Raw genomic sequence first — 22,983 nt, 5'->3', positions numbered from 1 at the left:
TTTTAACTTTAAATACTTTTCTTTTTTTCTAATATTTCATATATACAATCTTCTGTTGAGTTAATATCTTTTTCTCTTCTCTTTTTAGAATCGATTAAAACAAAATACAGTATAAATCCTACAACAAGTCCCCATGTTCCACCTTTAGCAGCAATCACACCTCCCATAAGCCCAATTAATCCCTTCTCTACACCAGTATTACATAGTTCCATTGACAACTTTGTACATAAATAACCTTGAACTAAGAGTGTCACTGAAAGTGCTAATGGTATAAGAGGAGTAGCAATCTGAGCAACTGGATAAAAACATATGAAAATAGCTGAAACCCACACTAATGTACCCATACCACTAAAAATGGACTGCATTGCTTCCTTTCCAACCTTATATCTTTGAGCAACACTTCCAGTAAGTGTCGCAGCTAATGGACCACACATTGGTATATATGGAGAAATAACTGCCATAACAATATTTCTTATACCACTTATAATATTAGACCTATTTGAATTGAAATCTATATATTCATCTTTTCTGTTTTCACTTTCAGAAAGTACTAAATTTTCACCTGTTATAAAATCACCAAATGCAATTATATATATCATAAAAGCCATTGGTAACCCTTGTATAAATAACATCATGTTTGGAAAACCTATTCCAAGAGGAGATACTGTATTTATTAAATTTTTTAAGTCTACTATGTAAATTATTTTATCAAAACTCAAACTAGGAATTCCTATTTCTTTGCTAAATATACCTACAATTAAACTCACTAAAATAGCTGATACTACTCCATATTCTCCTAAATGAAATAGAAATTTATTTTTAACTTTTAAAGTGTCAAATCTTTCAGAAAACATTACAAAACAGGCAACCAAAATTCCTACTGTTATAGCTATTGGATAAGAATCAAATCTACCTTTAGGACTAAATTCTGATATTACAGTAGAGATACCAACACCCATTAATATCCCACCTTTAATAGAATTTGGTATTTTACTAACCAACTTTCCAGCTACTCCAGTTATTCCCATCAAAATAAATATGATTCCTAAATCTATTTGTAAAGCTGTTAATGCTTGTATTCTTTCAATGCCCATGCTAAACTTTAATAAATATGCAGTTGTAAGAGTTATAGAAGCCGTAATCCAACCAGGTACAACTGGGTCTCCCATAAAAACATGTAAGCAGTATAATATGGAGTTGATTATAGCCATACTCCATGCTACTTCATAAGGTAATCCCAAAATTTGTGTACTAAGACCAATAGTTCCTAAACTTGTCATACTTGATATTATTCCTTGAATAGCTTCTGGTTTCTCAAACTTGTAATGTATAAATGGAATTCGTATCTTGAACAATCCAAATTTTATATGAGGTTGCTCTATTCTAGTGAGTCTTTCCATAATTTCACTCCACCTTTCGATAACTCTTATAAATTTACAACCTTATAATTGTTTATAAATTATCAATGTCGTTAAAACTAGTATATAACATGCAAATTGCATAAACAATAAATTAAATTTATAAAATTGATAGATTTTGTGCATATATGGAAAGACATCTTCATTTTTATTTGTTTATATCACTTGATAAAGGCTCTTTATAAAACTCAATAGTTCTTTTCCATGATTCAAATTGCCCTTGTGTATTTCCTTCTATCGTTCCTCCTGAAGAAAAGATACCTCCACCTACATTCATACATAAGGTCTCTTTTAAAGGTATAACATATGGAATTGGTAATGGATGCCCCATATTATTATATGTTAATAATTCTACTTTACATGGATAATTGTTTTCTTTAAGTATTTCTAATGCCTCTAAACAAGCATCATAACTATTCCATATATTATCTTTTTTCCCAGCAATCATAAGTATGTCTGCTTTGGAATTTTCTATTCTTATTCTAGCTTCATTTCTATTATTCGCTCTTTCAAGATTTTTTTTATAAGAATTGGCAAATCCAAATGGAATTCCTTTTGAGATATCTTTCTTTTGTTCTTCAAGAAAGATATCATCATCTAAGTGGATATATGAAAATGGTTCCCCTTTATACGACCATGATGAAGTATCTTTTCCATTCTCCAATCCATTAAGAGCTTGGAAACAATAAGTATGTGGAGCTGATACTACAACTTTTTTAATCTGTTCATATTTTGAGGCAAGTAAAAGTGCTAACTCTCCACCCTTTGATGTTCCATGAATAAAGATTTCTTTAGTATTAGTAATTTCATTTTCACTAATCCATTTAAATACTTTTTCAAAATATTCTAATGGAACTTCTTCTAATTTATCTGGTAGACCCTCTAAGGCAAAATAAGCAACTGTTAGTACATTGAATCCCCTAGATGCAAGTGGAGCTGCTAAAAGGTCTAGAGCATCTAAACTTCCATCAGAACCACCCAACATTAGAATTGTTTTATTATTAGAATTTTGTTTATAAAATAATTTTCCTATAAATTCATCAGATATGTATTTTGTAGTAATATCATGTGATTTAAATAGTCTTTTCAGTTTAACTTCTTTTCTTTCATTAGAAGATTCAAATATCATATTCATGATTATTGGCTTATCTATAGATATATTTTCTGCAAAATTATTACCTTCAGTTTTAGATTTTTCCAGCGAATAAATTAATCCCATACAGTCAGGATTTTTATAAGTACCTTCTATAGGTTCAACTGAATCTAAATCTACTTCTCCCTTTTCATTTGAAGAAAATACTCCATAAGAAGAGAATTCTTCTCCCTTACACCATGGAAATTCCATTTTCATACTTACTTTAAGTTTAGTATTTGGAGTCAAATCTGAAACTATAATCTTAAGTCTTTCATCTACAAACGATTCTAAATTGTATACATTTACTTTCATAATCCATTTCTCCTTATAATATTAGTGATTTATATATTTAAAATAACTTTATCCAATGTAATATGAATCCTCTAAATTAAGACATCATATTGACTATTTTATTGTATCAACTCATAAACTCTTTGTCAATATGATGTCTTTTTATTCATTTTAAATTATCACTAATATACTCTCTCTATTTAATATCATCATAAATAAAAACCACTCTTTCTAAAGAATGGTTTTTGATAAATGTTATTTTATATTGACAAGTTTCTCTTTTAATTTAAATTTATATAACTAGATATTTTTTATTTAATATCTAATTATATCATGCATTTGCAAAAGTATATATGGCATTAATTCTTGCTATATATAAATTTTCATCGCTACATCCAATATATTTAGCATATTTCTCTATCTTTTCTTTTGCATTTTCAACATCACTTTCATCACTCTCCATTAACTCATTTATATAAATATCCATTAATGAAGCTTTATAATCTTTTATATCATAACCTAAAAATTCAGTTAATCTCTCAATTTCCTTATTGAAATCTCCATCTTCTTTCACCAAAAATTCGTATACATCTTCTCTATATGGATTTAAGGTTATTATTTGTTTTACAACCTTACATTCATCAGCTTTTCCAATAAAGCCATCTTTATAATTATTAAATAATGCATTAGATTTTTTTATAGATTCTTCATCAATATAAGAATGTACCTCAGTTACCCTATTTTCTATAAGAGCATCCACTACAGCATAATGAATTTTAAAACAATCATTATATAAATAATTACTCATTTTTTTTACTGTTGATTCTATTTCTAAAAAACTAGCATGACCATTTTTTTTATTTTTATTTGGAATGATAAAAGTTTTATTCAAATTATTAAAAAGTCTCTTAAAATCCAAGTATTTTTCGCAATAAACACTTTTAAAGGTATCGATATCTATAGTTATAATTCCAAAACTTACTATAGTCTCAATGCCTTTCTTAAAAGATTCCTCTATATATTTTTCTCCTAAATTTAAACCTCTATCTGATATTTGTTTTAAATTTTGAAAATTATTTAAACAATCTCTTTCAAAGTTTTTAGAAATTTCCAAAGCGTATAGTTTAAAGATTTTCCTTATCTTATTATAATTATTTTTCGTATCATCAAATCTGATAATAGCTCCATTTACATCAAAAGTAATCATTGAGTTTTAACCTCCCCATTAGTTTCATCAATAAAATAAATTTAATATAAACTTTATAATCATAATATTAAACTTATTTATACTATAATTATTAATTTGATGATAAAAGCTATTTTCCTTCTAAATAAAAAATTTGTCTAAAGTTTTTAAAAAAATTAGACAAATCTTAGACTATTATTCTTTAAATTATTCCAAATACTCCAAATAATATTGGTATAAATATAGCTGGCAACAAATTTGCTACTTTTATATTTGTTAGTTTAAGTACATTTAAACCGAGACCTATAATCAGTAAACTTCCAGCTGCTGTCATCTCTGTAACTACAGGGTCACTTAAGAATCCATTTAAAAACGATGCACCTAAACATATAATACCTTCATATAAAAATACGGATATTGCAGAAAACATTACACCTATACCTAAAGAAGCAGTGAATATAATAGAAGCTATTCCATCTATTACAGATTTTACAAATAATGTATCATGACTTCCTGTAAGTCCACTTTCTAGTGCTCCAACTACTGCCATAGCTCCTATACAAAATAATAAACTAGATGATATAAAACCTTCCGCAATAGAATCTTTTTTATTTCCTTTAGAGAATTTACTTTGTAAAAAAACTCCTAGTTTGTTTACCCATTTATCTATATCTATTAACTCTCCTATTAAAGCACCTATAGCTATAGATGTTATTGTTACTAACGTATTTTTCCCCTCTAAAGCTCCTGATATACCGATATACAATACACATAAAGCAATTCCATTCATTATAGTATCACTTACTCTTTGAGGTAGTCCTCCTTTAATTATAAGACCTACTATACATCCACCTGCAATTGCTAGACTATTTGCTATTACTCCAAACATTTTTTCTCCCCTCGATTAGCTAATTAAAATTTACTCATATTATCAAAACTTAAACATCAATAGTTTGTAGTGGATATTTTAAATATTCCAAAAATTCTTCAAATCCTTTTCTAGATATATTTACAGTTTTAGTATTTATATTTGGATGAAAATTTAAGAAATCTTCTTTAATTACATCCTTGTCTATGTAAAGCTCCACTTTTCTTTCTGTGTCATTTATCAATGAAAAAGGATTTACACTTCCTGGAAGAAGTTTAAGTACATTGTATAATCTTTCAGGCGAAGCAAATGATAACCTAGAACTTCCTATCTTATCTTTAAGTGAGTTTAAATCAACCTGCTTTTCTCCTTTAACTACAATAAGGTAATACTTATTTCCTTTAGCATTTCTTAAAAATAAATTTTTACATTGACATCCTTTTGTTATTTCATCCAAAATTACTAGTTGTTCTGCTGTATATACAGCTTCATGCTCTACTACATCATATTCAATATTTAATTTGTCCAAGACACTATATATTTTAGTTTCATTAATTCTCACTTCATTTTCGTCTTCTTCTTTCATAACTTTATCTTTCAAATCATTCATATTTCTCTTTTCTCCTTAAACACTTTGTTATTTCTATACCCTCTTTAAGATATTACTCTACAATAGCTATTGCTCTTACTGGAGCACCATCAGCGTCATTATACTTAAATGGAGCTGCTATAAATAGAAATTTTTCTGGAACATTTTCTAGATTTGTAAGATTTTCTATTATTATTTTACCTTTTTCAAATAGAATATGATGCACTTTAAAAACTGATGTATCATATCTATCAACTGATAGCATGTCTATGCCTATACCTTTTATATTAGTATCAGCTATATAATTTGCAGCTTCTTCTGTTAATGTAGGATAACCTACATAGTACTGCTTTTTACCCCAAAACTTTGACCAACCTGATTTAAATATTATAAAATCACTACGTTTTATTTCATCTTCATATTTTTTTAGATATTCTAGCTCTATATTCTTATTTCCTTTTTCAAGTTCCAATACATAAGCTTTTCCAACAAAATTTTCTATATCCAATTTGTCTAGGGTCTCACCTTTAGTATACATATGTCTTGGTGAATCCATATGAGTTCCATTATGAGAAAATACACTAATAAGTGTTTCTTGATAACCATTTTCTTCAATAATTGCTACTTTTTTGATATCTGGTCTGTTAGGCTCTGCATATACAGGCATGTCGTTATGTGTCACATGAGTTAAATCAAAAACCTTCATTTTTATATACCCCCTATGTTTTATTTTCTATTATATACCTAAATTCACTTTATTTCTATCAGTTTTTATTCCATTATATACCATACTAATATATAGTTTTTATAAATTTCAAGGGATTTACAGAAAAATCTTGAAAAGAATTATCAGTAAATATAACATCTTCTCCTAAAAAACGTTTGTATCTTCCTTCTTCTTTTTTCAATGTAATTCTTTGTTTCTGTGAATGATTGTTAAAAACCATTATTTTAAGTGGAGCTTTTTTTCTATTTGTCTGAACTCTTTTTAACATGTATTTTATATGCATATCAGCTTCAGGAAATGAATATCCACAAAATATTAAAAGGTCAGTATCTCTTAACGTTTTTTCTGTTTCATTCCAAACATTACTTAAAAATATATTTGACATATTCTTAAAATATGTTGGTGGGACTATAATAGGTTCTGTCAATTCACCACATTCTAGACATTTTGTTTCTGAACTATTTTCAATAAGTTTCATGACACCACCTTCATGTGGGGTAAGAGTTACACTATTACAAATAGGGCAATAAAGCCAATTTAATGACCCATGTACCTTATATAATTTTATTAGTGGTTCTTTTGGTTTTCTCCAATTTATTTCTTCCTTAAAATTAGTAAATTCCACACCATAATCAAGCATAATTGGAGAATCATTTTTGTCCCTTAAACCAGTGACTGTATTGTCTATATGTATATCATAATTTGCACTAATAAAAGTGGTATCAAGAAGTAAATCACTTTCTAAAAGGTTTTCAACTAAAAGTTTATGATATTTACTATCTGTTCTAGGTGTATTATGAATTGCTTCAGCCATTAATAATATTAAGTATTGTCTCAAAAAACGTATACTATCACTTCTATTATTTAGATTTTCTAGACCAAAGTTTCTAAAGGCCTCTCTTCTTTGTTCTGCTAAATCCAAAAGACCTAGAACTTCCTCAAATGTAGGAAAGTTTGCATTATCTAGATTATCTTTTACTATATCAATGTTGAACATCTGTTTAAAAAAATTGTATAATTCTCTATTCATATTGGTATTATAGTTTTTAGGATTTAGTTTTTTAAAATATTCACTAAAAAGTTCATTTTGAATAGGTAAATTTTCTGCTGCTGAAGCTCCTGCTCCTAAAAATATAGCTATTTTCATATGATTCCTCCTAATATAAATATTACTACTGTTTTTTATATCTATTAAATATTCATATCATATCTTTAATAATACAACAATAAAGCTGTCTCTTCCTAGAAAAAATCCTATTACAAGACAGCCTTATATTTATATTAAATCTTTAATAATTCATAAATAGAAAGAGCATATATTTGAGTAGCCTTTACAATATCCTCTACTATTAAATATTCATTAGCTTGATGTTCTGTTTCTGGTTTTCCTGGGAAAATAGCTCCAAATGCAACACAATTATCTAAAGCTCTTGCATAAGTTGCTCCTCCAGATGAAAGTGGTGTTCCATCAAGACCAGTTTCTTCTTCGTATACTTTTCTAAGTGTTTTTACAAGAAGTGTATCTTCTGGAACATAGATTGAATCTAAGAAATCATACTCCTTATAAGTTAAATTGTACTTATCTGTCATTTTCTTTAATTCTTTTACAAAGTCATCTTTTTTGTATGTTACTGGAATTCTTATATCTATTCCAGCAAATTCTTTTTCACTATCAATAGTTACTCTACCTATATTTACTGTTAGCTTGCCAGATACATCATCCTTGCAATTAGGAATTATATTATTACCATTAGCATCCTCTCCAATGACTTCTGCTAAGAACTTAATTATATTAGAATCTATACCTATATTATTAAGAGCTATACAAAGTCTAGCTACTGCATTTATACCAGTATCACTTGCTGCTGAATGGACACTTTTTCCTATTATACATATTTTATTTCCTTCAACAGTATATTCAAAATTTAACTTATCAAGTTCTTTTTTTAATTTATCAGAATATTTTCCAATATAAATCGCTTTTCCTGGAACCGCATTTAAGGCTTTTCCAACTGACAATTCTATATCACTTTTACTATCACAAGTTAAGTGAACTTGTAAAAGACCTTTTTCTGCATTTGTTATTGGAAATCTAGAATCTGGAGTAAATCCGTAATTTGGTATTTCTTCATTATTTTCTTTATATTTATTTATACATCTCCAAAGATTTTCTTCATCAGCTCCAAAAATAAATCTTATTCTCTTATTAAAGTCTACCTTTAAATTCATAAGAGCTTTTACTGCATAAATTGCTGATATTGTAGGACCTTTATCATCTTGTGTTCCTCTTCCATATAAATTACCATTTTCTAGGACAGCTTCAAATGGAGGATGATTCCAGCTTTCCAAATCACCTTCTGGAACTACATCGACATGACCAAGTATGCCTATCATCTTCTCGCCTTGTCCGATTTCAGCATATCCATAATATCCATCCTTATATACTGTCTTAAATCCTAGAGATTTACATAAGTCTAATATACCTCTTAAAGCCTTATCTACATTTTCACCAAATGGACAGTTTTCAGTTGCGTCAGATATAACACTAGGTATTTTTACACTTTCTTGTATAGAAGAAATCATTTCATCTTGTAGAGAATTTACTTTTTCTTTAATTTGCTCTTTCATATTATCACCCTTCAATTTTCATCATAATATACTAATAAATATTTTGACCTTTTTAAAAAAAAATATGCTTATTTTTTCAGTTTTTTTATAAATTCAATCGCTTTTAAAGTCCCCATTTTAGAATGGTCAAATGTAAGTCCACCTTGGAAATAGACGTTATAAGGAGGTCTTATTGGAGCATCTGCACTTAACTCTATAGAAGAACCTTGGATAAAAGCTCCTGCTGCCATTATGACTTCACTTTCATATCCAGGCATGTCCCAAGGAACAGGTTTTACATAAGAATCAACTGGTGCAGCTTCTTGTATCCCTTCACAAAAACTTATTACCTCATCAGCATCATTAAGTCTAATACATTGAATAATATCACTTCTTAAATCATCGTATTTTGGCAATACATTATAACCTAACTTTTCAAAAGCTCTTGAACAAAATATGGCTCCCATTACAGCCTGAGACACTATATAAGGTGCCAAGAAGAATCCTTGAAGTACATTTCTAGTAGTTCCAAAAGTAAGACCACATTCTTTTCCTATTCCAGGAGAAGTCATTCTATAAGATATAAGTTCAATTAAATCTTTTTTACCAGCAATATATCCACCTGTTAATGCAAGACCACCACCAGGATTTTTTATTAGAGAACCAGCCATAACATCTGCTCCAACATCAGTAGGCTCTTTAGTATCTAAAAACTCACCATAACAATTATCAACCATTACGATAACTTCTGGTTTAACAGATTTTATTACATCAATAGCTTCTTTTATATCACTAATTGAAAGCGACTTTCTCCAAGAATATCCTTTTGACCTTTGTATCATAACAAGTTTAGTTCTATCATTTATTTTATTTCTAATTCCTTCTAAATCTAAATTCCCATTTTCTAAAAAATCTACATCATCATATGTAACACCATACTCTTTTAATGAACCTTTTTCTTCTCTTATCCCTATAACACCTTCTAAAGTATCATATGGTCTACCAGTAACAGACAAAATTTCATCTCCTGGTCTAACTATACCTTGTATGCATAAAGTAAGTGCATGTGTTCCATTTACAATTATTGGTCTTACAAGAGCATCTTCTGTATTAAAAACTTTAGAATAAATTTCTTCTATTTTTTCACGACCAATATCATTATATCCATATCCTGTAGTCCAGTTAAAGTGCATATCACTTAGTTTAGACTCTTGCATAGCTTTTAAAACTTTATATTGATTATATTCTCTTATTTCCTTTATTTCTTCAAACTTGTCCTTTATTTCTTCCATTACTTCTTGCGATAGTTTAAAAGTATCATCATCTATCCCATAGTAATCTTTTAATAATTCTTTTGTCTCATTAAGCATTTTATCACCTGTCTCTTTATTATTTTATTTAAACATGCCAAAGGAGACTATTTTACTAAAACAAATAAATCATAGTTTATAGGTTAGTATAAGTCTCCTCTCAATCATCTTAAATTAAATTATTATCTATCTGTTGTTATTATTGTTATTGTTTTGATTTTGATTTGTTAGATTAATATACTTTCCAGGTTGTATAGTTGAAACAGCATGTTTATAAATCATGTTTTGCTGTCTATTATCTCCTTCTATTAATATTATATAACTATCAAATCCTTTTACAAGCCCTTTAACTTGTACTCCATTAACTAAATATATAGTAACAGGTATCCTTTCTTTCCTAGCATTATTTAAAAACAAATCTTGTAAATTTAAAACTGTATTTTTCATTAGATTTGTACCCTCCCAAGATTAAATTGAACTTCTAAAATATTCCTACCTTATATTCTATATAAGTTATGATAAATTTTCAATATTAAGTTGTATACTTAAAAAATTATATATTATTTTATAGAATCTTTAATATATAAGATTATTTCATTTTTTAATGTATCTATGCTTTCATATTTATCTAAATCAAACCATTTTGCTATTTCATATCTTTTAAACCAAGTTATCTGACGCTTTGCATACCTTCTAGAATCTCTTTTGATTATTTCAATAGCTTCTTCGTATGTATATTCTCCATCTAGATACTTTAATATCTCTTTATAGCCTATACCTTGCATGGATATCATGTCTTTTTTAAATCCCATACTTAAAAGTTTTTTGACTTCTTCAACCAACCCATTTTCAAGCATGATGTCAACTCTCATATTTATTCTTTCATATAAGTGTTCTCTATTTCTATTTAATACAATTATTATTGGTTCATACTCTTCATTAAATTTTAAATCACTTGAAAAGTCATTCATTTTCTTACCGCTTAGACAAACTTCAAGTGCCCTTATAACTCTTTTAGTATTGTTCTTATGAATTCTATTAGCAGCTTCTTCATCAAGTAATTTCAATCTATCATGCATGTAATCTATTCCCTTTTCAGCAAGCTGATTTTGAAGTTCATCTCTCAATTCATTATTGGCATCAGATTTTGCAAAATCCATATTATATATTAAAGAATTTAAATAAAGCCCTGTGCCTCCAGTTACTAATACAGATTTTCCTTTTTGATTTATTTCATATATATACTTTTTTGCCCTTTGTTGAAACTCTGAGACTGAAAATGGATAGTCAGGCTTAACTTCATCTATAAGATAGTGCTTTACTCCCTGCATCTCTTCTTCTGTAACTTTTGCACTTCCAATATCCATATATTTATATATTTGCATAGAATCTGCTGAAATTATCTCTGCATTCATGTCTTTTGCTAATTTTATTGACAAATCTGTCTTTCCAACAGCAGTTGGACCTGTAAGTATTATAAGTGGTATTTTTTTCATAATATTCCTTTCCATATATTTTAACTATCCAAATATTTTACATGATTCTTTTAAACATTTTTTCTATTTCTGTCTTAGATATTTCGACCATTATAGGTCTTCCATGAGGACATGTAAATGGATTTTCACAATCTTCTAATTGTTTTAACAGACTTTTTATTTCAATATCATATATTTTATCATTTGCTTTTATAGCAGACCTACATGCCATAGATGCAAATCTTTCTCCCTTTAAATCATAATTACTTGTAATCTCTTCTATATTATCAACTATCTGAAGAATGAACTTTTCAGTTTCAGGAACTCCAAATATAGTTGGCACACATCTTATCATTATATGATTATTACCAAATACTTCTAATTCAAAACCAAATTTCATAAATAACTCTAAATTATTTTCAATTTGAAGCATATCTACATTTGATACTTCAATTACCACTGGGTCTAAAAGTATTTGCATATTGATATCTTGTCTATAAAACTTTTCCATATATCTCTCATATAATATTCTTTCATGTGCAGCATGTTGGTCCAACAAATACATAGAATCATCTTTGCTTAAAATTATATAAGTATTAAACACAACACCAATTACAGAATATCCATATAGAGAAAATTTACGTTTTGAACTATATAAATACTCTTCTCCGCACTCTCTAATGCTATCAATATAACAGTTACTATCGCTTCTTGAACCATCAACTTGAAATTCTTCTTGTATATTGTCATTTACAGTATCTTCACTTAGATACTTAGTGTTTTTTAATTCATCTTCTACACTTTCATTTAATACTTCACTTACTGATTGAAATTCATTTATTGGTCTTTCACTCGATAAAGTTATAACTTCAATAGCTTCATCTTTTTCTTTAGTAATATTGTTATTTTTAGAATCATCTTCTAATAAATTATTATTTTTCAATTCAAAACCTGTACTTTTTTCTCTATTATTAATAGCAATTCTAGGTTGTGTTTTTTTATCTGAATAAGTAGCATACTTTCCAATAAGATTTGAATGTATCAGTTTAACCTTTAGAAAATCTCTAAGTTCTATATAGACTTCTTGTTCTTTTTCAAATTTAATTTCGAGTTTATTAGGATGTATATTTACATCGATACATGATGGTTCCACTTCTATATTTAAGAAACAAACTGCATGTTTACCTATTGGAATTATAGACTTATAACTTTCTGTTATTGCATCTATGATTATTTTGCTTTTTACAAATCTTTTATTTATATAGATATGTTGTAAATTTTTATTAGAACGATATATATTGTTATTACCTATATATCCATTCATTTTAAAGTTATTACATTTAAACTCCACATCTATTATATTTTCTGTTATTTCTTTTCCATATATGCTTCTAATGGTATTTACGAGTTTACCATCTCCTGGAGTATTTAACATTTGTTTGTTATTATTTGTATATTTAAATTGAACACTTGGATTACCTATTGCAAGTTTATTTATTAAATCACTTATATTTATAGTTTCTGCATGAGTAGACTTTAAAAACTTCTGTCTTGCTGGTGTATTAAAGAAAATATCTTTTATAATGATTGTAGTCCCATTAGTAGAACCAATTGGTTCTTTTGATATTATTTTTCCACCCTCAACGTATATTTTAGTTCCTATAATCTCATCCTTTGTTTTAGTAGTCATCTCTAATTTGGATACAGCTGAAATAGATGCTAATGCCTCCCCTCTAAAACCAAGAGAATATAAGTCGTACAAATCATCAATTTTTTTAATTTTACTAGTAGCATGTCTTAAAAATGATTTCTCAACTTCACTTGAAGGTATTCCTATTCCATTATCTGTAATCTTAATTAAACTCTTGCCTCCATCAACTATATCTATAGAAATTTTGCTTGCACCTGCATCGATAGAGTTTTCAATAAGTTCTTTCACTACAGAAGAAGGTCTTTCTACAACTTCACCTGCTGCTATCTTATTTATAGTTAAATCATCTAGGATGTTAATTATATTTTTCATTTGCACACCTCTAAGATTTTATTTCTTTTGCTTTTTTTTGAAGATTATAAAGAGAATTTATCGCATCCAATGGAGTCATATTTAGGATATCTAGATTTAAAATTTCTTCTGATAATATGTCTCTCTTTACACTGTCAAAAGATATTTGAGTTAATGCTACTTCTTTTACAGAATCTTCTTTATTGCTTTTCTCCGTATCATCATTTTCCTTTATTAAAGCAACTTCATCATTTAGTAACTTAAATTTAGAATTTAATTTATCATAATCCTTTTTGATATGCTTATAGTCTTTTACTATAAGTTCATGTTCTATTTTTAGAGATTCATATTTATTCTTAAAATTACTTTGATTTACCTTAATCAATTCTTCATCTAAATTAATGCTAGTCGCATTAGTTTTTTCTTTATCACCATTTATCGCTACACTGTTATAGACATGATTTTTTTCCAAGTCTTTAAGTATATATTTTGCTCTTTCTATGACTTCATCTGGTAGTTTAGCTAATTTAGCAACATATATTCCATAACTCTTATCTGCCCCTTGAGGAATTATTTTTCTTAAAAAGATTATTCCTTCTCCATCTTCTTTGACTGCTATTGAATAATTCTTAACCTCTTTAAACTCCTCTTCTAAATCAGTAAGTTCATGATAATGTGTTGCAAATAATGTTTTGCATCTAATATTCTTCTGAATATATTCCACTATTGACCATGCTAAACTTATACCATCATAAGTGCTGGTTCCACGACCTATTTCATCTAATATAACTAGACTTCTCTCTGTAGCATTTTTTAGTATAAGAGATACTTCATTCATTTCCACCATAAAAGTAGACTGCCCTTGAGATAAGTCATCACTAGCTCCAACTCTAGTAAATATTCTATCTAAGATTGGAATATCAGCATATTCTGCTGGTACAAATGAACCTATATGTGCCATAAGTGCTATTATAGCAGTTTGTCTCATATAGGTTGATTTCCCAGACATATTAGGACCAGTTATTATGTTAATAATGTTTTCTCCACGGTTTAGATATGTATCATTTGGAACGAAATTTTCCTCACCTACTATATTTTCAACAACTGGATGCCTACCATTTCTTATATCAAGTTTATTATTTTCATTTATTGCTGGCTTTACATAATTATTTATGTGTGCAACTGTTGCTAGAGATACAAAAACATCTATATTAGCTATAGTTTTAGCTACTTTTTGTATTCTATCTATATTTTTGTATATAGTATCTCTTATACCTACAAATATCTCGTATTCTAGAGACTTAATTTTTTCTTCAGCATGTAATATCTTTTCTTCTATTTCCTTTAATTCTGGAGTTATATATCTTTCTGCATTACTAAGTGTCTGCTTTCTTATATATGTCTCATCTAGTTTTGCCTGTTTAAAGTTGGCTTTTGTTATTTCTATATAGTAACCAAAAACTTTATTAAAACCTATTTTTAATGATTTAACTCCTGTCTTTTCTCTTTCTCTATTTTCTATTTCTTTTACAAGAAAAGCTCCATTTTTAGAAATATCTCTTAATTCTTTAAGCTCATCACTAAAATCAGACTTAATTATATTTCCATCTTTTATAGTTATTGTAGGTTCTTCTAAAATAGCTTCATCTATTAAATTGTATATATCATCCAATTTATCCATTTCTGAAACATACTCTTTTAATATTGTTGCATTTGATAAATCTATTGTGTCTTTTAAATTTGGTAATTTTTCTATTGAATTTTTTAAGTGAACTAATTCTTTTGGTGTAACCCTTTCAAATGCTATCTTTCCACATATTCTTTCTATATCGTATATATTTTTAAGTATATCATTTAAATCTTCTCTTAATATAAAATCATCTTTTATCTCTTCTATTACATCTAATCTATTTTCAATTTTAGATTTATTTATCAAAGGTTCTTCAACATATTTTCTTAAAAGTCTACCTCCCATTGCTGTAGAAGTTTTATCAAGAACATGCAATAATGAACCTTTCTTCTTATTGCCTCTTATAGTTTGAGTAAGCTCTAAGTTAGTTCTAGTAAACATATCTAAAACCATGTATTCTGATGAATTGTATATATTTATATTATTTATATTAGATGTTATTTGTTTTTGAGTATTATATATATAATTCAGAAGAATTGATAAGCTTGACTTTATAAGACCTTTATCATCAAACTTTAGTTTTTGTAGATAAACCTCTGGAAAATATTCTCTTAATATGTTTATATCCAAATAGTTATCGCTAAAACTTTCATTTATGTATATATTACTTACAGTAGCTATATCTCTAAGCTTTTCTATAAAGTCTAAATCATTTATAATTATTTCTGTAGGATGGATTTTTGCAATCTCTTCAATTACTTTATCTTCATTTAAACAAGTTGCATTAGTTTCTCCAGTACTTATATCGACATAAGTTAGCCCTATATTAGAACCATCCTTATATAAAGACAACAAATAATTATTTTTTTTATTTTCAAGTAAATTTCCATCTAAAACAGTTCCAGGAGTGATGACTCTTATAACCTCTCTTCTAACAATTCCTTTTGCAGTAGATGGGTCTTCCATTTGTTCACCTATTGCTACTTTATATCCATTTTCAACTAATTTTGATATATATGAATTGGCTGAGTGGAAAGGCACACCACACATAGGAGCACGTTCTTCTAAACCACAAGCTTTTCCTGTTAATGCTATTTCAAGAGCTTTTGAAGCTACTAATGCATCTTCAAAAAACATTTCATAAAAATCTCCCAATCTAAAAAACAGTATACAATCTTTATATCGGTTTTTTACTTCAAGGTACTGCTTCATCATAGGAGTCAATTTATTCATATCTATTTGCATTATCAAACCTCCTTCTTTTCTAATTAAATATTATATCATAGTAGATGATTATTATTAACATAATATATAAAATTTTGACGTATAACTAAAAAACAATCCAAAATGTATAATTGCATTTTGGATTGCTAGGTTTAATACTCTTTGAATAAAGCATATATATAATTTTTACAACAAAGATATTATTTCTTTCTTAAGTTTAATGACATTTTCAAGGTTATCTTCATTCAGTTTTTTACTATCAATAATAAATTCTTTTTTTATTATTGATGGCTTTTTTGAAATGACATAAATTCTATTTGACAGCATTATAGCTTCATCAATATCATGGGTTATAAGAAGTATTGTTGAATTTACCTTTTTCTTAACATCTAAAAGCCATTTTTGCATAGATGTCTTAGTCAACGAGTCGAGTGCTCCAAAAGGCTCATCTAAAAGCATTATGTCATTAGAATTTACAAAGGTTCTCAGGAAATTTGCTCTCTGTCTCATTCCTCCAGAAAGTTCAGATGGATATTTATTTTCATATCCATTTAAACCAAAAACCTCAAAATAATGTTTTACCATTTCCCTTGCTTTACTCTTTTTTTCTTTTTTTAAGACCAGTGGTAGTGACACATTATCTATTATAGTTTTATATGGTAAAAGTAAGTCTTTTTGGTACATGTAACTGTATTTTCCATTTATATCTACTTTACCACTATTATAATCTGTAAGTTTAGTTATAATATTAAAGATAGTACTTTTACCACATCCACTTGGTCCTAATATAGAAACAAATTCGCCTTCATATACATCAATACTTATATCTTTTAAAACTTCAACTTCTTTATATGTTTTTGATACATTTTCTATAGATACTTTTATTTTTTTATTGTGGTAAGAATTCATTTGTGTAAGCATCACTTGCCTTCATATCCTTATCTATTAATTTATATTCTTTTAAGAATGATGTGTAGTTATTCCATACACTGTCTTTCATTTCTCCCCATCTAGGTGCATCGTCTTTATATTTACTTGCTAGATATTCTTGACTCTTTAATGCTAATTTTTCATCTACCTCAGGTGCATGTTTTATTAATATTTTTGCTGCATCTTCTGGATTTTTAATTGCATATTCGTAACCTTTTGTTGTAGCCTTTAAGAATTTCTTAGCTAGTTCTGGATTATCTTTTAGTACAGTTTCATTAGAAATTATAAGTGGTGTATAATAATCTAATCTTTCATCTAAATCTTTTACTGGTATAAAGTTCAAATCATAGTCAATTAAACTTGCCTTAACTGCATCCCAACCTTCAAATATCCATGCAAAATCTACAGTTTTCATAGCTGCAAAAAAATCATCTTGACCAGTATTAACTATTTTTAATTTGTTAAAGTCGGCTCCATTTTTCTTCATAACTGCTTTAAAAACAGCTTCTTCTGATGGAGAACCCCAACCGCCATAAGTTTTTTCCTCAAAATCCTTAGCTGTAGTTATATTTTTTTCTTTTGGTGATGCAAACCCAGAAGTATTATGTTGTATAACAGCTGCTACAGCTTTTATTGGAAGTGGGTCTTCACTAGTCTTTGCATAGGTAACTTGTTCTTGATAACTTATACCAAAGTCCGCTTTGCCTGTTGCAACTAAAGTCTCAGCTCCACTTTCAGGTGGTTGCACTATTTCAACATCTAAACCTTCTTCTTTATAATAACCTTTATCAAGTGCTACAAATAATCCAGTATGATTTGTATTTGGTGTCCAATCAAGCACCATAGTCACTTTTTTAGAAGAATCATCTTTAGTACTACTTTTATCCTTATCATTATTTGAAGAACATCCAGTTATTGTCACTAATGTAAAAACACTTACTAAACCTAATATTCCTAATTTTTTGAAATTCATAATTTCCTCCCTCAAATACAATTAATCTGCTAATCTATGTCTTATAACAATTTTTTTTACTACTTGTACAACTCCTACAAATATTAAACTAAATATAACTACCAATATAGTAGATGCAAATACTTTATCAAGAGCATATGCACTTTTTGACCTTAGCATATAAACACCAAGACCTTTAGTTCCACCTAACCACTCTGCAACAGTCGCTGCCATTACAGCATAGGTCGCAGATATTTTAAGCCCAGAAAAAAATTTATCCATTGCCATAGGAAATTTAAGATGAATAAATGTATTAATTTTATTTGAATTCATAGTCTTAAATAAATTTAAATAATCTTTATCAATATTCTCGATTCCATCTACAAAACTTATTAATATAGGAAAAAAACAAGTAAGCGTTACCATCAATATTTTTGGCATTGTCCCAAAGCCAAACCATATCATAAAAAGTGGAGCTATAATTATTGTAGGTATCATTTGAGTGACCAACATAATAGGATAAAGACACTTTTTTATTATCGACACAAAATCCATCAATACACCAATTATTAATGATATTATAATTGCAACTATAAAACCAAGTATTGCTTCTCCTATAGTAACTACAGCATGCATGGATAAATTTTGAGAGTCTTTAAAAAATACATTAAGTATATCTACTGGCGTGGGTAGTATATACTGTGGGACTTTTAAAACTTCTACCACAGATTGCCAAAGAATAAGTATAAACAAAAATGTTGCTATTGGATATATACTATCTTTAACTTTATCTATGATTTCTAAGTTTTTCATCTATAGTCAAACCCCCAGCTTTTTCATCTACTCTAGCTACTGTTATAACTCTTTCACATCCAAGGTTAAAAGGGATTTTATGTACTTTCTTCAATAATTCAAAAACTTCATCAAAATCACCTTCAACAGTCGTACTCATTGCACCTATTTCACATTTAAGACCACTTTTTTCAATTTCAGCAATACAAGCATCTACTACTTTATACATTTCTTCTTCACCTTTGTAAGGTCTTAGTGGCATTACTGCTATGTCTGCGATTACCATTTAAATCACTCCTTTAAAAATAATTAATACCTACTAGGTATATTTTGTTTTTTATTAAAAATTTTACTTCTGAAAGATAATATATTTAAATAAAATAAAAGTCTTATCCACAATAGGATAAGACTTTTTTTCATCTTTATTGGTCTCCCTACACTGGCATTATCCAAACAGGTTCAAAGGGTCGAGATAAAATCTCCTCTCAGCACATTAGCTCCCCGAAATATATTATATCTTTTCTACTTGATTATACTACACTTATCATATTTTAACAAATTTTTTATTCATATTATATATTTTATCTATTTTAAAATATATAATACCAAAATAGTATTTTTTAGTATTTTTAAAAAAGTATATTGCCACAATACCTACTCACCATAATTTATTAGAGTTTGATTAAATTTTAAAGCTTAGTTATAAAAATATACTATTATAATGATTTTTATTTATTTTATTAACCGTTTGACTTTATTTAGCTTTATTCTACTGCCTCAAATTAGTTCAATTTAGGTTAATAATAAAAACCTCTTATTCTGATTTGTATATATAAACTATATAATGTAATTATTTTACCTAATTTATTTTTGAAAAATAAATTATTTTTTTTAATTTTTAAATTTTTTAATATGTACCTTGAAAAATCAAACGTTTTCCTATATGATTGTAATTGTAGAATAAAACTAAATAGGCAAAACTAGAGAAATTTAGTGACGCAAAGCTATAGGGACTAAGACTTATGAAACGAGTTATGTCAGCCAGTTGCCAAAAAGATATTTTCTTTTTGTTTTTATGAAAGTTTTTTAGGGGGATAAATGATATATGTTTATAGATAAAATGGATAGATGTACGCATATACTAACTGCATATATATGCAGTTCATACGATTACTGCAATTTTATAGATACACAATTAAATGACTTTATACTAGAATATGGAGAGAACGTGGTAGAATCTTGTTTGCATCAAGTGATGGTATTGGTAAGCAGATATAATTAAAGAAATTTTATTTTCTAGAAAACCCTTTTTAGTTTTATCTACGTTTTATAATACATTAAAGAACTAATTAAAATAAGCTTCATTATCTATTTTTCATGAAGTAAACAGTTAAGTTTATCTCATATACTGTTTACCCCAATTACATAATTCTAATAATATCGATTCCAATGATTTACCACGTTTAGTAGACAAATATTCAACTTTTGGAGGAATAGTCGGATAAGAAATCCTCTTAATAAGTCCATCTCTTTCAAGATGCTTTAATTCTTGTGACAGTATCTTATGACTTATATTAACAACTTCTTTTTTTAATTGACTGTAACGTATTGGCTCTTGTTTTAAAATATGCCATAAAATAATTGCCCTCCATTTACTTCCTATCACAGTCATGGTAAAACCAATTGAACAATTAAAATCTTTTTGTCTTTCTTCAATATTTGGAAATTCTTCAAAATTATTATCTATATCCATCCCAATCCTCTCTTTCAAAATAGTAAGTATCTAACTAAAAAGTGCATTCTTGTTTAGCATACTAATTCGTAATATAATCTTGATTGTAGCATAGAGCCTTACATAATACTACTTTTTTAGATGTATATGTTTAAATTTTAATATAGACATATACTGTTTTATTAATTTTATTTAAATAGATAATAATAAGTAATAACTTATCTAAAGTTTTCTATGTACACAAACTACTCTAATATTTAGAAAGGATTGTATAATATGAATAAAACATTTCGTCTTTATCAAGTTGACTCATTTACAAAAGAAAAATTTACAGGTAATCCAGCTGGTGTAATTACAAATGCTGATGGCTTATCTGAATCACAAATGCAAAAAATAGCAAGAGAATTAAATAATTCAGAAACTGCTTTTATTTTCAATAAATTTATTAAAAATCATCAAGAAAATTATGATGTACATATCAGATTTTTTACACCAACTAATGAGGTTCCTATATGTGGTCATGCTACTATTGCTGCCCATTATGCTAGAGCAGTAGAAAACCAACTCAATAGCACAACAGTATTTCAAAAAACTGGTGCTGGAATATTGCCAGTTGATATTATAAAAAAAGATAATGATTATGAAATAATTATGACACAAGGAAAAATTGAAGTATCTCCACCATTAGAACAAACATATCAAGAAAGATTACTTAATGCATTTGGTATTTTAAAGGAAGATATTCGTACAGATTGTCCTATTGCCATAGCATCTACAGGACATTCAAAGGTTATGATTGGAATAAAGAGATTATCAACATTAAATAATTTATCTCCAAATTTATATGAATTATCGAAAATAAGTCAAGAAATAAAATGTAATGGATATTATATTTTTACATTAAATAATAAAGAAATGCTACAGGTTCATGGAAGGATGTTTGCTCCTGCAATAGGTATTTCAGAAGACCCTGTTACAGGAAATGCTAATGGGCCTTTAGGTGCGTATATTGTACATTATAAAGTAATACCTATACCTAACACAGAGTTTATATTTGAAACAGTTCAAGGAGAAGCAATAAAACGCAAAGGCAAGATGTTAGTAAAAGTAATTATTTCGGATAATAAGCCCGTTGAAGTAAAAATAATTGGAAAAGCTATAATTGCATTCTCAACAAACATAGAAATTGAATTATAGAATACATCTAAGTAAAATTTTGAACTTTTTAATTCTAATTAATACTAATTTAATAACAAACTAATTTATATACAAATTAATTTTTTTATTATTTGTTAATATATATTTATCATTATATTATATAATAATATAGATAGTTACTATATCTTAAATTAGATAAATCATAATTATATATTATTGTCAAAATTCAATTATATAATTTTTAATAATATTATTTTAGGAGGAAAAAATGATAAACGATATTAAAAATAAGTTCAAAGATTACAAACCATATATAAATGGATATAAAAATATGAAAAGAGCATCTGTTTTAATTCCAATAGTAGAAATAAATAACATACATCATATATTATTTGAAGTTCGCTCAAAGAATTTAAAGCATCAACCTAATGAGATTTCTTTTCCTGGTGGCAAAATAGAATCCAATGAAACTCCATATAATGCTGCTGTCAGAGAAACTTGTGAAGAACTAGGCACTTTTAGTGACAATATAGAAATCATATCTAGTCTAGACCTACTTATAACACCTGTAAAATTTATAATACATCCTTATTTAGGATATATAAAAAACATTAACAATTTAAATATAAATAAAGATGAAGTTGACCATACTTTTTTGGTGCCTATAAAATATCTTTTAGAAAATCCTCCAAATACTTATAATAATACTGTAAAAGTGTTTCCTGATGAAAATCTACCCTATGGATCAATTCCAAACCAAAAAGATTATAAGTTTGAAAGTGGAAGTTACCCTATTCTATTCTATAAATATAAAGATTATGTAATATGGGGTATGACAGCAAAAATACTAGAAAACTTTTTAAACTTCTTATCAGAATAATACTTGTAAGTGAACATTCAAAATTTTAAATGTAATAAGTCTAAAAAATATAATAAATTATGTTTTATAATTTTTTA

Annotated in this window: 21 protein-coding genes and 2 riboswitches; of the genes, 3 read left to right on the top strand and 18 right to left on the bottom strand. The window is 27.5% G+C overall.

From position 1 onward, the window contains the following. Positions 1 to 8: 8 nt before the first annotated feature. From Q3304_RS12730 to Q3304_RS12650, 17 genes are all read right to left on the bottom strand, one after another. Complete coding sequence (locus Q3304_RS12730; protein ID WP_407813989.1) at positions 9 to 1,400, bottom strand: hypothetical protein; 1,392 nt, start codon at positions 1,398 to 1,400, stop codon at positions 9 to 11. A gap of 166 nt (positions 1,401 to 1,566) precedes the next feature. Next, positions 1,567 to 2,865 carry an acyl-CoA thioesterase/bile acid-CoA:amino acid N-acyltransferase family protein gene (locus Q3304_RS12725; protein ID WP_167640345.1) on the bottom strand — a complete coding sequence of 433 codons (1,299 nt, stop codon included), beginning with the start codon at positions 2,863 to 2,865 and terminating at the stop codon, positions 1,567 to 1,569. A 310-nt stretch (positions 2,866 to 3,175) separates the two neighbouring features. After that, a complete protein-coding gene (locus tag Q3304_RS12720) occupies positions 3,176 to 4,051 on the bottom strand; it encodes a hypothetical protein (RefSeq protein WP_054270395.1) in 876 nt (291 codons plus the stop codon). A gap of 181 nt (positions 4,052 to 4,232) precedes the next feature. Beyond that, positions 4,233 to 4,919 (bottom strand): DUF554 domain-containing protein, encoded by a 687-nt coding sequence (locus Q3304_RS12715; RefSeq protein ID WP_054270396.1) that lies wholly within the window; start codon positions 4,917 to 4,919, stop codon positions 4,233 to 4,235. Positions 4,920 to 4,968: 49 nt separating this feature from the next. Then, on the bottom strand, positions 4,969 to 5,508 hold the full coding sequence (locus tag Q3304_RS12710; RefSeq protein WP_054270397.1) for a prolyl-tRNA synthetase associated domain-containing protein: 540 nt from the start codon (positions 5,506 to 5,508) through the stop codon (positions 4,969 to 4,971). Positions 5,509 to 5,560: 52 nt separating this feature from the next. Next, on the bottom strand, positions 5,561 to 6,193 hold the full coding sequence (locus tag Q3304_RS12705) for a cyclase family protein (RefSeq protein ID WP_074178195.1): 633 nt from the start codon (positions 6,191 to 6,193) through the stop codon (positions 5,561 to 5,563). 85 nt (positions 6,194 to 6,278) lie between these two features. Next, a complete protein-coding gene (locus Q3304_RS12700) occupies positions 6,279 to 7,361 on the bottom strand; it encodes an SIR2 family protein (RefSeq protein WP_054270399.1) in 1,083 nt (360 codons plus the stop codon). Positions 7,362 to 7,495: 134 nt separating this feature from the next. After that, complete coding sequence (locus tag Q3304_RS12695) at positions 7,496 to 8,842, bottom strand: M20 family metallopeptidase (RefSeq protein WP_407813990.1); 1,347 nt, start codon at positions 8,840 to 8,842, stop codon at positions 7,496 to 7,498. Positions 8,843 to 8,910: 68 nt separating this feature from the next. Further along, positions 8,911 to 10,191: a methionine gamma-lyase family protein gene (locus Q3304_RS12690; RefSeq protein WP_054270401.1), complete on the bottom strand. Its 1,281-nt coding sequence runs from the start codon at positions 10,189 to 10,191 to the stop codon at positions 8,911 to 8,913. 126 nt (positions 10,192 to 10,317) lie between these two features. Next, positions 10,318 to 10,578, bottom strand: a complete 261-nt coding sequence (gene hfq, locus Q3304_RS12685) for an RNA chaperone Hfq (RefSeq protein ID WP_003428780.1) — start codon at positions 10,576 to 10,578, stop codon at positions 10,318 to 10,320. 113 nt (positions 10,579 to 10,691) lie between these two features. Then, positions 10,692 to 11,627 carry a tRNA (adenosine(37)-N6)-dimethylallyltransferase MiaA gene (miaA, locus tag Q3304_RS12680; RefSeq protein ID WP_407813991.1) on the bottom strand — a complete coding sequence of 312 codons (936 nt, stop codon included), beginning with the start codon at positions 11,625 to 11,627 and terminating at the stop codon, positions 10,692 to 10,694. Positions 11,628 to 11,664: 37 nt separating this feature from the next. After that, the gene (mutL, locus tag Q3304_RS12675) at positions 11,665 to 13,629 is read right to left on the bottom strand and encodes a DNA mismatch repair endonuclease MutL (protein ID WP_407813992.1); all 1,965 of its coding nucleotides are present in this window, start codon (positions 13,627 to 13,629) and stop codon (positions 11,665 to 11,667) included. Between the two features lie 10 nt (positions 13,630 to 13,639). After that, complete coding sequence (gene mutS, locus Q3304_RS12670; RefSeq protein WP_407813993.1) at positions 13,640 to 16,483, bottom strand: DNA mismatch repair protein MutS; 2,844 nt, start codon at positions 16,481 to 16,483, stop codon at positions 13,640 to 13,642. Positions 16,484 to 16,648: 165 nt separating this feature from the next. Then, positions 16,649 to 17,383: an ABC transporter ATP-binding protein gene (locus Q3304_RS12665; RefSeq protein WP_200908109.1), complete on the bottom strand. Its 735-nt coding sequence runs from the start codon at positions 17,381 to 17,383 to the stop codon at positions 16,649 to 16,651. After that, positions 17,352 to 18,365 (bottom strand): ABC transporter substrate-binding protein, encoded by a 1,014-nt coding sequence (locus Q3304_RS12660; RefSeq protein WP_407813994.1) that lies wholly within the window; start codon positions 18,363 to 18,365, stop codon positions 17,352 to 17,354. The genes Q3304_RS12665 and Q3304_RS12660 overlap by 32 nt, the downstream gene beginning before the upstream one ends. 21 nt (positions 18,366 to 18,386) lie before the next feature. Beyond that, positions 18,387 to 19,157 carry an ABC transporter permease gene (locus tag Q3304_RS12655; protein ID WP_054270406.1) on the bottom strand — a complete coding sequence of 257 codons (771 nt, stop codon included), beginning with the start codon at positions 19,155 to 19,157 and terminating at the stop codon, positions 18,387 to 18,389. Then, positions 19,132 to 19,422, bottom strand: a complete 291-nt coding sequence (locus Q3304_RS12650) for an MTH1187 family thiamine-binding protein (protein ID WP_003424145.1) — start codon at positions 19,420 to 19,422, stop codon at positions 19,132 to 19,134. The genes Q3304_RS12655 and Q3304_RS12650 overlap by 26 nt, the downstream gene beginning before the upstream one ends. Before the next feature lie 128 nt (positions 19,423 to 19,550). Then, positions 19,551 to 19,650: riboswitch (TPP riboswitch) on the bottom strand. 449 nt (positions 19,651 to 20,099) lie between these two features. Further along, a riboswitch (cyclic di-GMP riboswitch) is annotated at positions 20,100 to 20,189 on the top strand. A 52-nt stretch (positions 20,190 to 20,241) separates the two neighbouring features. Here Q3304_RS12650 and Q3304_RS12645 point away from each other — a divergent pair. Next, positions 20,242 to 20,418: a hypothetical protein gene (locus Q3304_RS12645; protein WP_054270407.1), complete on the top strand. Its 177-nt coding sequence runs from the start codon at positions 20,242 to 20,244 to the stop codon at positions 20,416 to 20,418. Positions 20,419 to 20,532: 114 nt separating this feature from the next. Here the strand turns inward: Q3304_RS12645 and Q3304_RS12640 are convergent, their stop codons facing one another. Next, on the bottom strand, positions 20,533 to 20,889 hold the full coding sequence (locus Q3304_RS12640) for a helix-turn-helix domain-containing protein (protein ID WP_167641084.1): 357 nt from the start codon (positions 20,887 to 20,889) through the stop codon (positions 20,533 to 20,535). A 255-nt stretch (positions 20,890 to 21,144) separates the two neighbouring features. Between Q3304_RS12640 and Q3304_RS12635 the strand changes: the two genes are divergently transcribed. Then, positions 21,145 to 22,065 carry a PhzF family isomerase gene (locus Q3304_RS12635; protein WP_407813995.1) on the top strand — a complete coding sequence of 307 codons (921 nt, stop codon included), beginning with the start codon at positions 21,145 to 21,147 and terminating at the stop codon, positions 22,063 to 22,065. 229 nt (positions 22,066 to 22,294) lie between these two features. Beyond that, positions 22,295 to 22,906 carry an NUDIX hydrolase gene (locus tag Q3304_RS12630; RefSeq protein ID WP_407815251.1) on the top strand — a complete coding sequence of 204 codons (612 nt, stop codon included), beginning with the start codon at positions 22,295 to 22,297 and terminating at the stop codon, positions 22,904 to 22,906. The last annotated feature ends 77 nt before the right edge of the window (positions 22,907 to 22,983 follow it).

Source organism: Clostridioides sp. GD02377 (genome assembly GCF_045899875.1).
GTDB lineage: Bacteria > Bacillota > Clostridia > Peptostreptococcales > Peptostreptococcaceae > Clostridioides > Clostridioides difficile_A.
Note: the sequence above shows the minus strand (reverse complement) of the source record. Positions and strands in the feature narration are given on the sequence as shown.

Coding starts and splice junctions, on each gene's coding strand:
- Q3304_RS12690 (WP_054270401.1), bottom strand. CDS start 10,191: ATGCTTAATGAGACAAAAGAATTATTAAAAGATTACTATGGGATAGAT.
- Q3304_RS12725 (WP_167640345.1), bottom strand. CDS start 2,865: ATGAAAGTAAATGTATACAATTTAGAATCGTTTGTAGATGAAAGACTT.
- Q3304_RS12715 (WP_054270396.1), bottom strand. CDS start 4,919: ATGTTTGGAGTAATAGCAAATAGTCTAGCAATTGCAGGTGGATGTATA.
- hfq (WP_003428780.1), bottom strand. CDS start 10,578: ATGAAAAATACAGTTTTAAATTTACAAGATTTGTTTTTAAATAATGCT.
- Q3304_RS12645 (WP_054270407.1), top strand. CDS start 20,242: ATGTTTATAGATAAAATGGATAGATGTACGCATATACTAACTGCATAT.
- Q3304_RS12695 (WP_407813990.1), bottom strand. CDS start 8,842: ATGAAAGAGCAAATTAAAGAAAAAGTAAATTCTCTACAAGATGAAATG.
- mutS (WP_407813993.1), bottom strand. CDS start 16,483: ATGCAAATAGATATGAATAAATTGACTCCTATGATGAAGCAGTACCTT.
- Q3304_RS12700 (WP_054270399.1), bottom strand. CDS start 7,361: ATGAAAATAGCTATATTTTTAGGAGCAGGAGCTTCAGCAGCAGAAAAT.
- Q3304_RS12630 (WP_407815251.1), top strand. CDS start 22,295: ATGATAAACGATATTAAAAATAAGTTCAAAGATTACAAACCATATATA.
- Q3304_RS12720 (WP_054270395.1), bottom strand. CDS start 4,051: ATGATTACTTTTGATGTAAATGGAGCTATTATCAGATTTGATGATACG.
- Q3304_RS12635 (WP_407813995.1), top strand. CDS start 21,145: ATGAATAAAACATTTCGTCTTTATCAAGTTGACTCATTTACAAAAGAA.
- Q3304_RS12730 (WP_407813989.1), bottom strand. CDS start 1,400: ATGGAAAGACTCACTAGAATAGAGCAACCTCATATAAAATTTGGATTG.
- miaA (WP_407813991.1), bottom strand. CDS start 11,627: ATGAAAAAAATACCACTTATAATACTTACAGGTCCAACTGCTGTTGGA.
- Q3304_RS12660 (WP_407813994.1), bottom strand. CDS start 18,365: ATGAATTTCAAAAAATTAGGAATATTAGGTTTAGTAAGTGTTTTTACA.
- Q3304_RS12705 (WP_074178195.1), bottom strand. CDS start 6,193: ATGAAGGTTTTTGATTTAACTCATGTGACACATAACGACATGCCTGTA.
- Q3304_RS12640 (WP_167641084.1), bottom strand. CDS start 20,889: ATGGATATAGATAATAATTTTGAAGAATTTCCAAATATTGAAGAAAGA.
- mutL (WP_407813992.1), bottom strand. CDS start 13,629: ATGAAAAATATAATTAACATCCTAGATGATTTAACTATAAATAAGATA.
- Q3304_RS12650 (WP_003424145.1), bottom strand. CDS start 19,422: ATGGTAATCGCAGACATAGCAGTAATGCCACTAAGACCTTACAAAGGT.
- Q3304_RS12655 (WP_054270406.1), bottom strand. CDS start 19,157: ATGAAAAACTTAGAAATCATAGATAAAGTTAAAGATAGTATATATCCA.
- Q3304_RS12710 (WP_054270397.1), bottom strand. CDS start 5,508: ATGAATGATTTGAAAGATAAAGTTATGAAAGAAGAAGACGAAAATGAA.
- Q3304_RS12665 (WP_200908109.1), bottom strand. CDS start 17,383: ATGCTTACACAAATGAATTCTTACCACAATAAAAAAATAAAAGTATCT.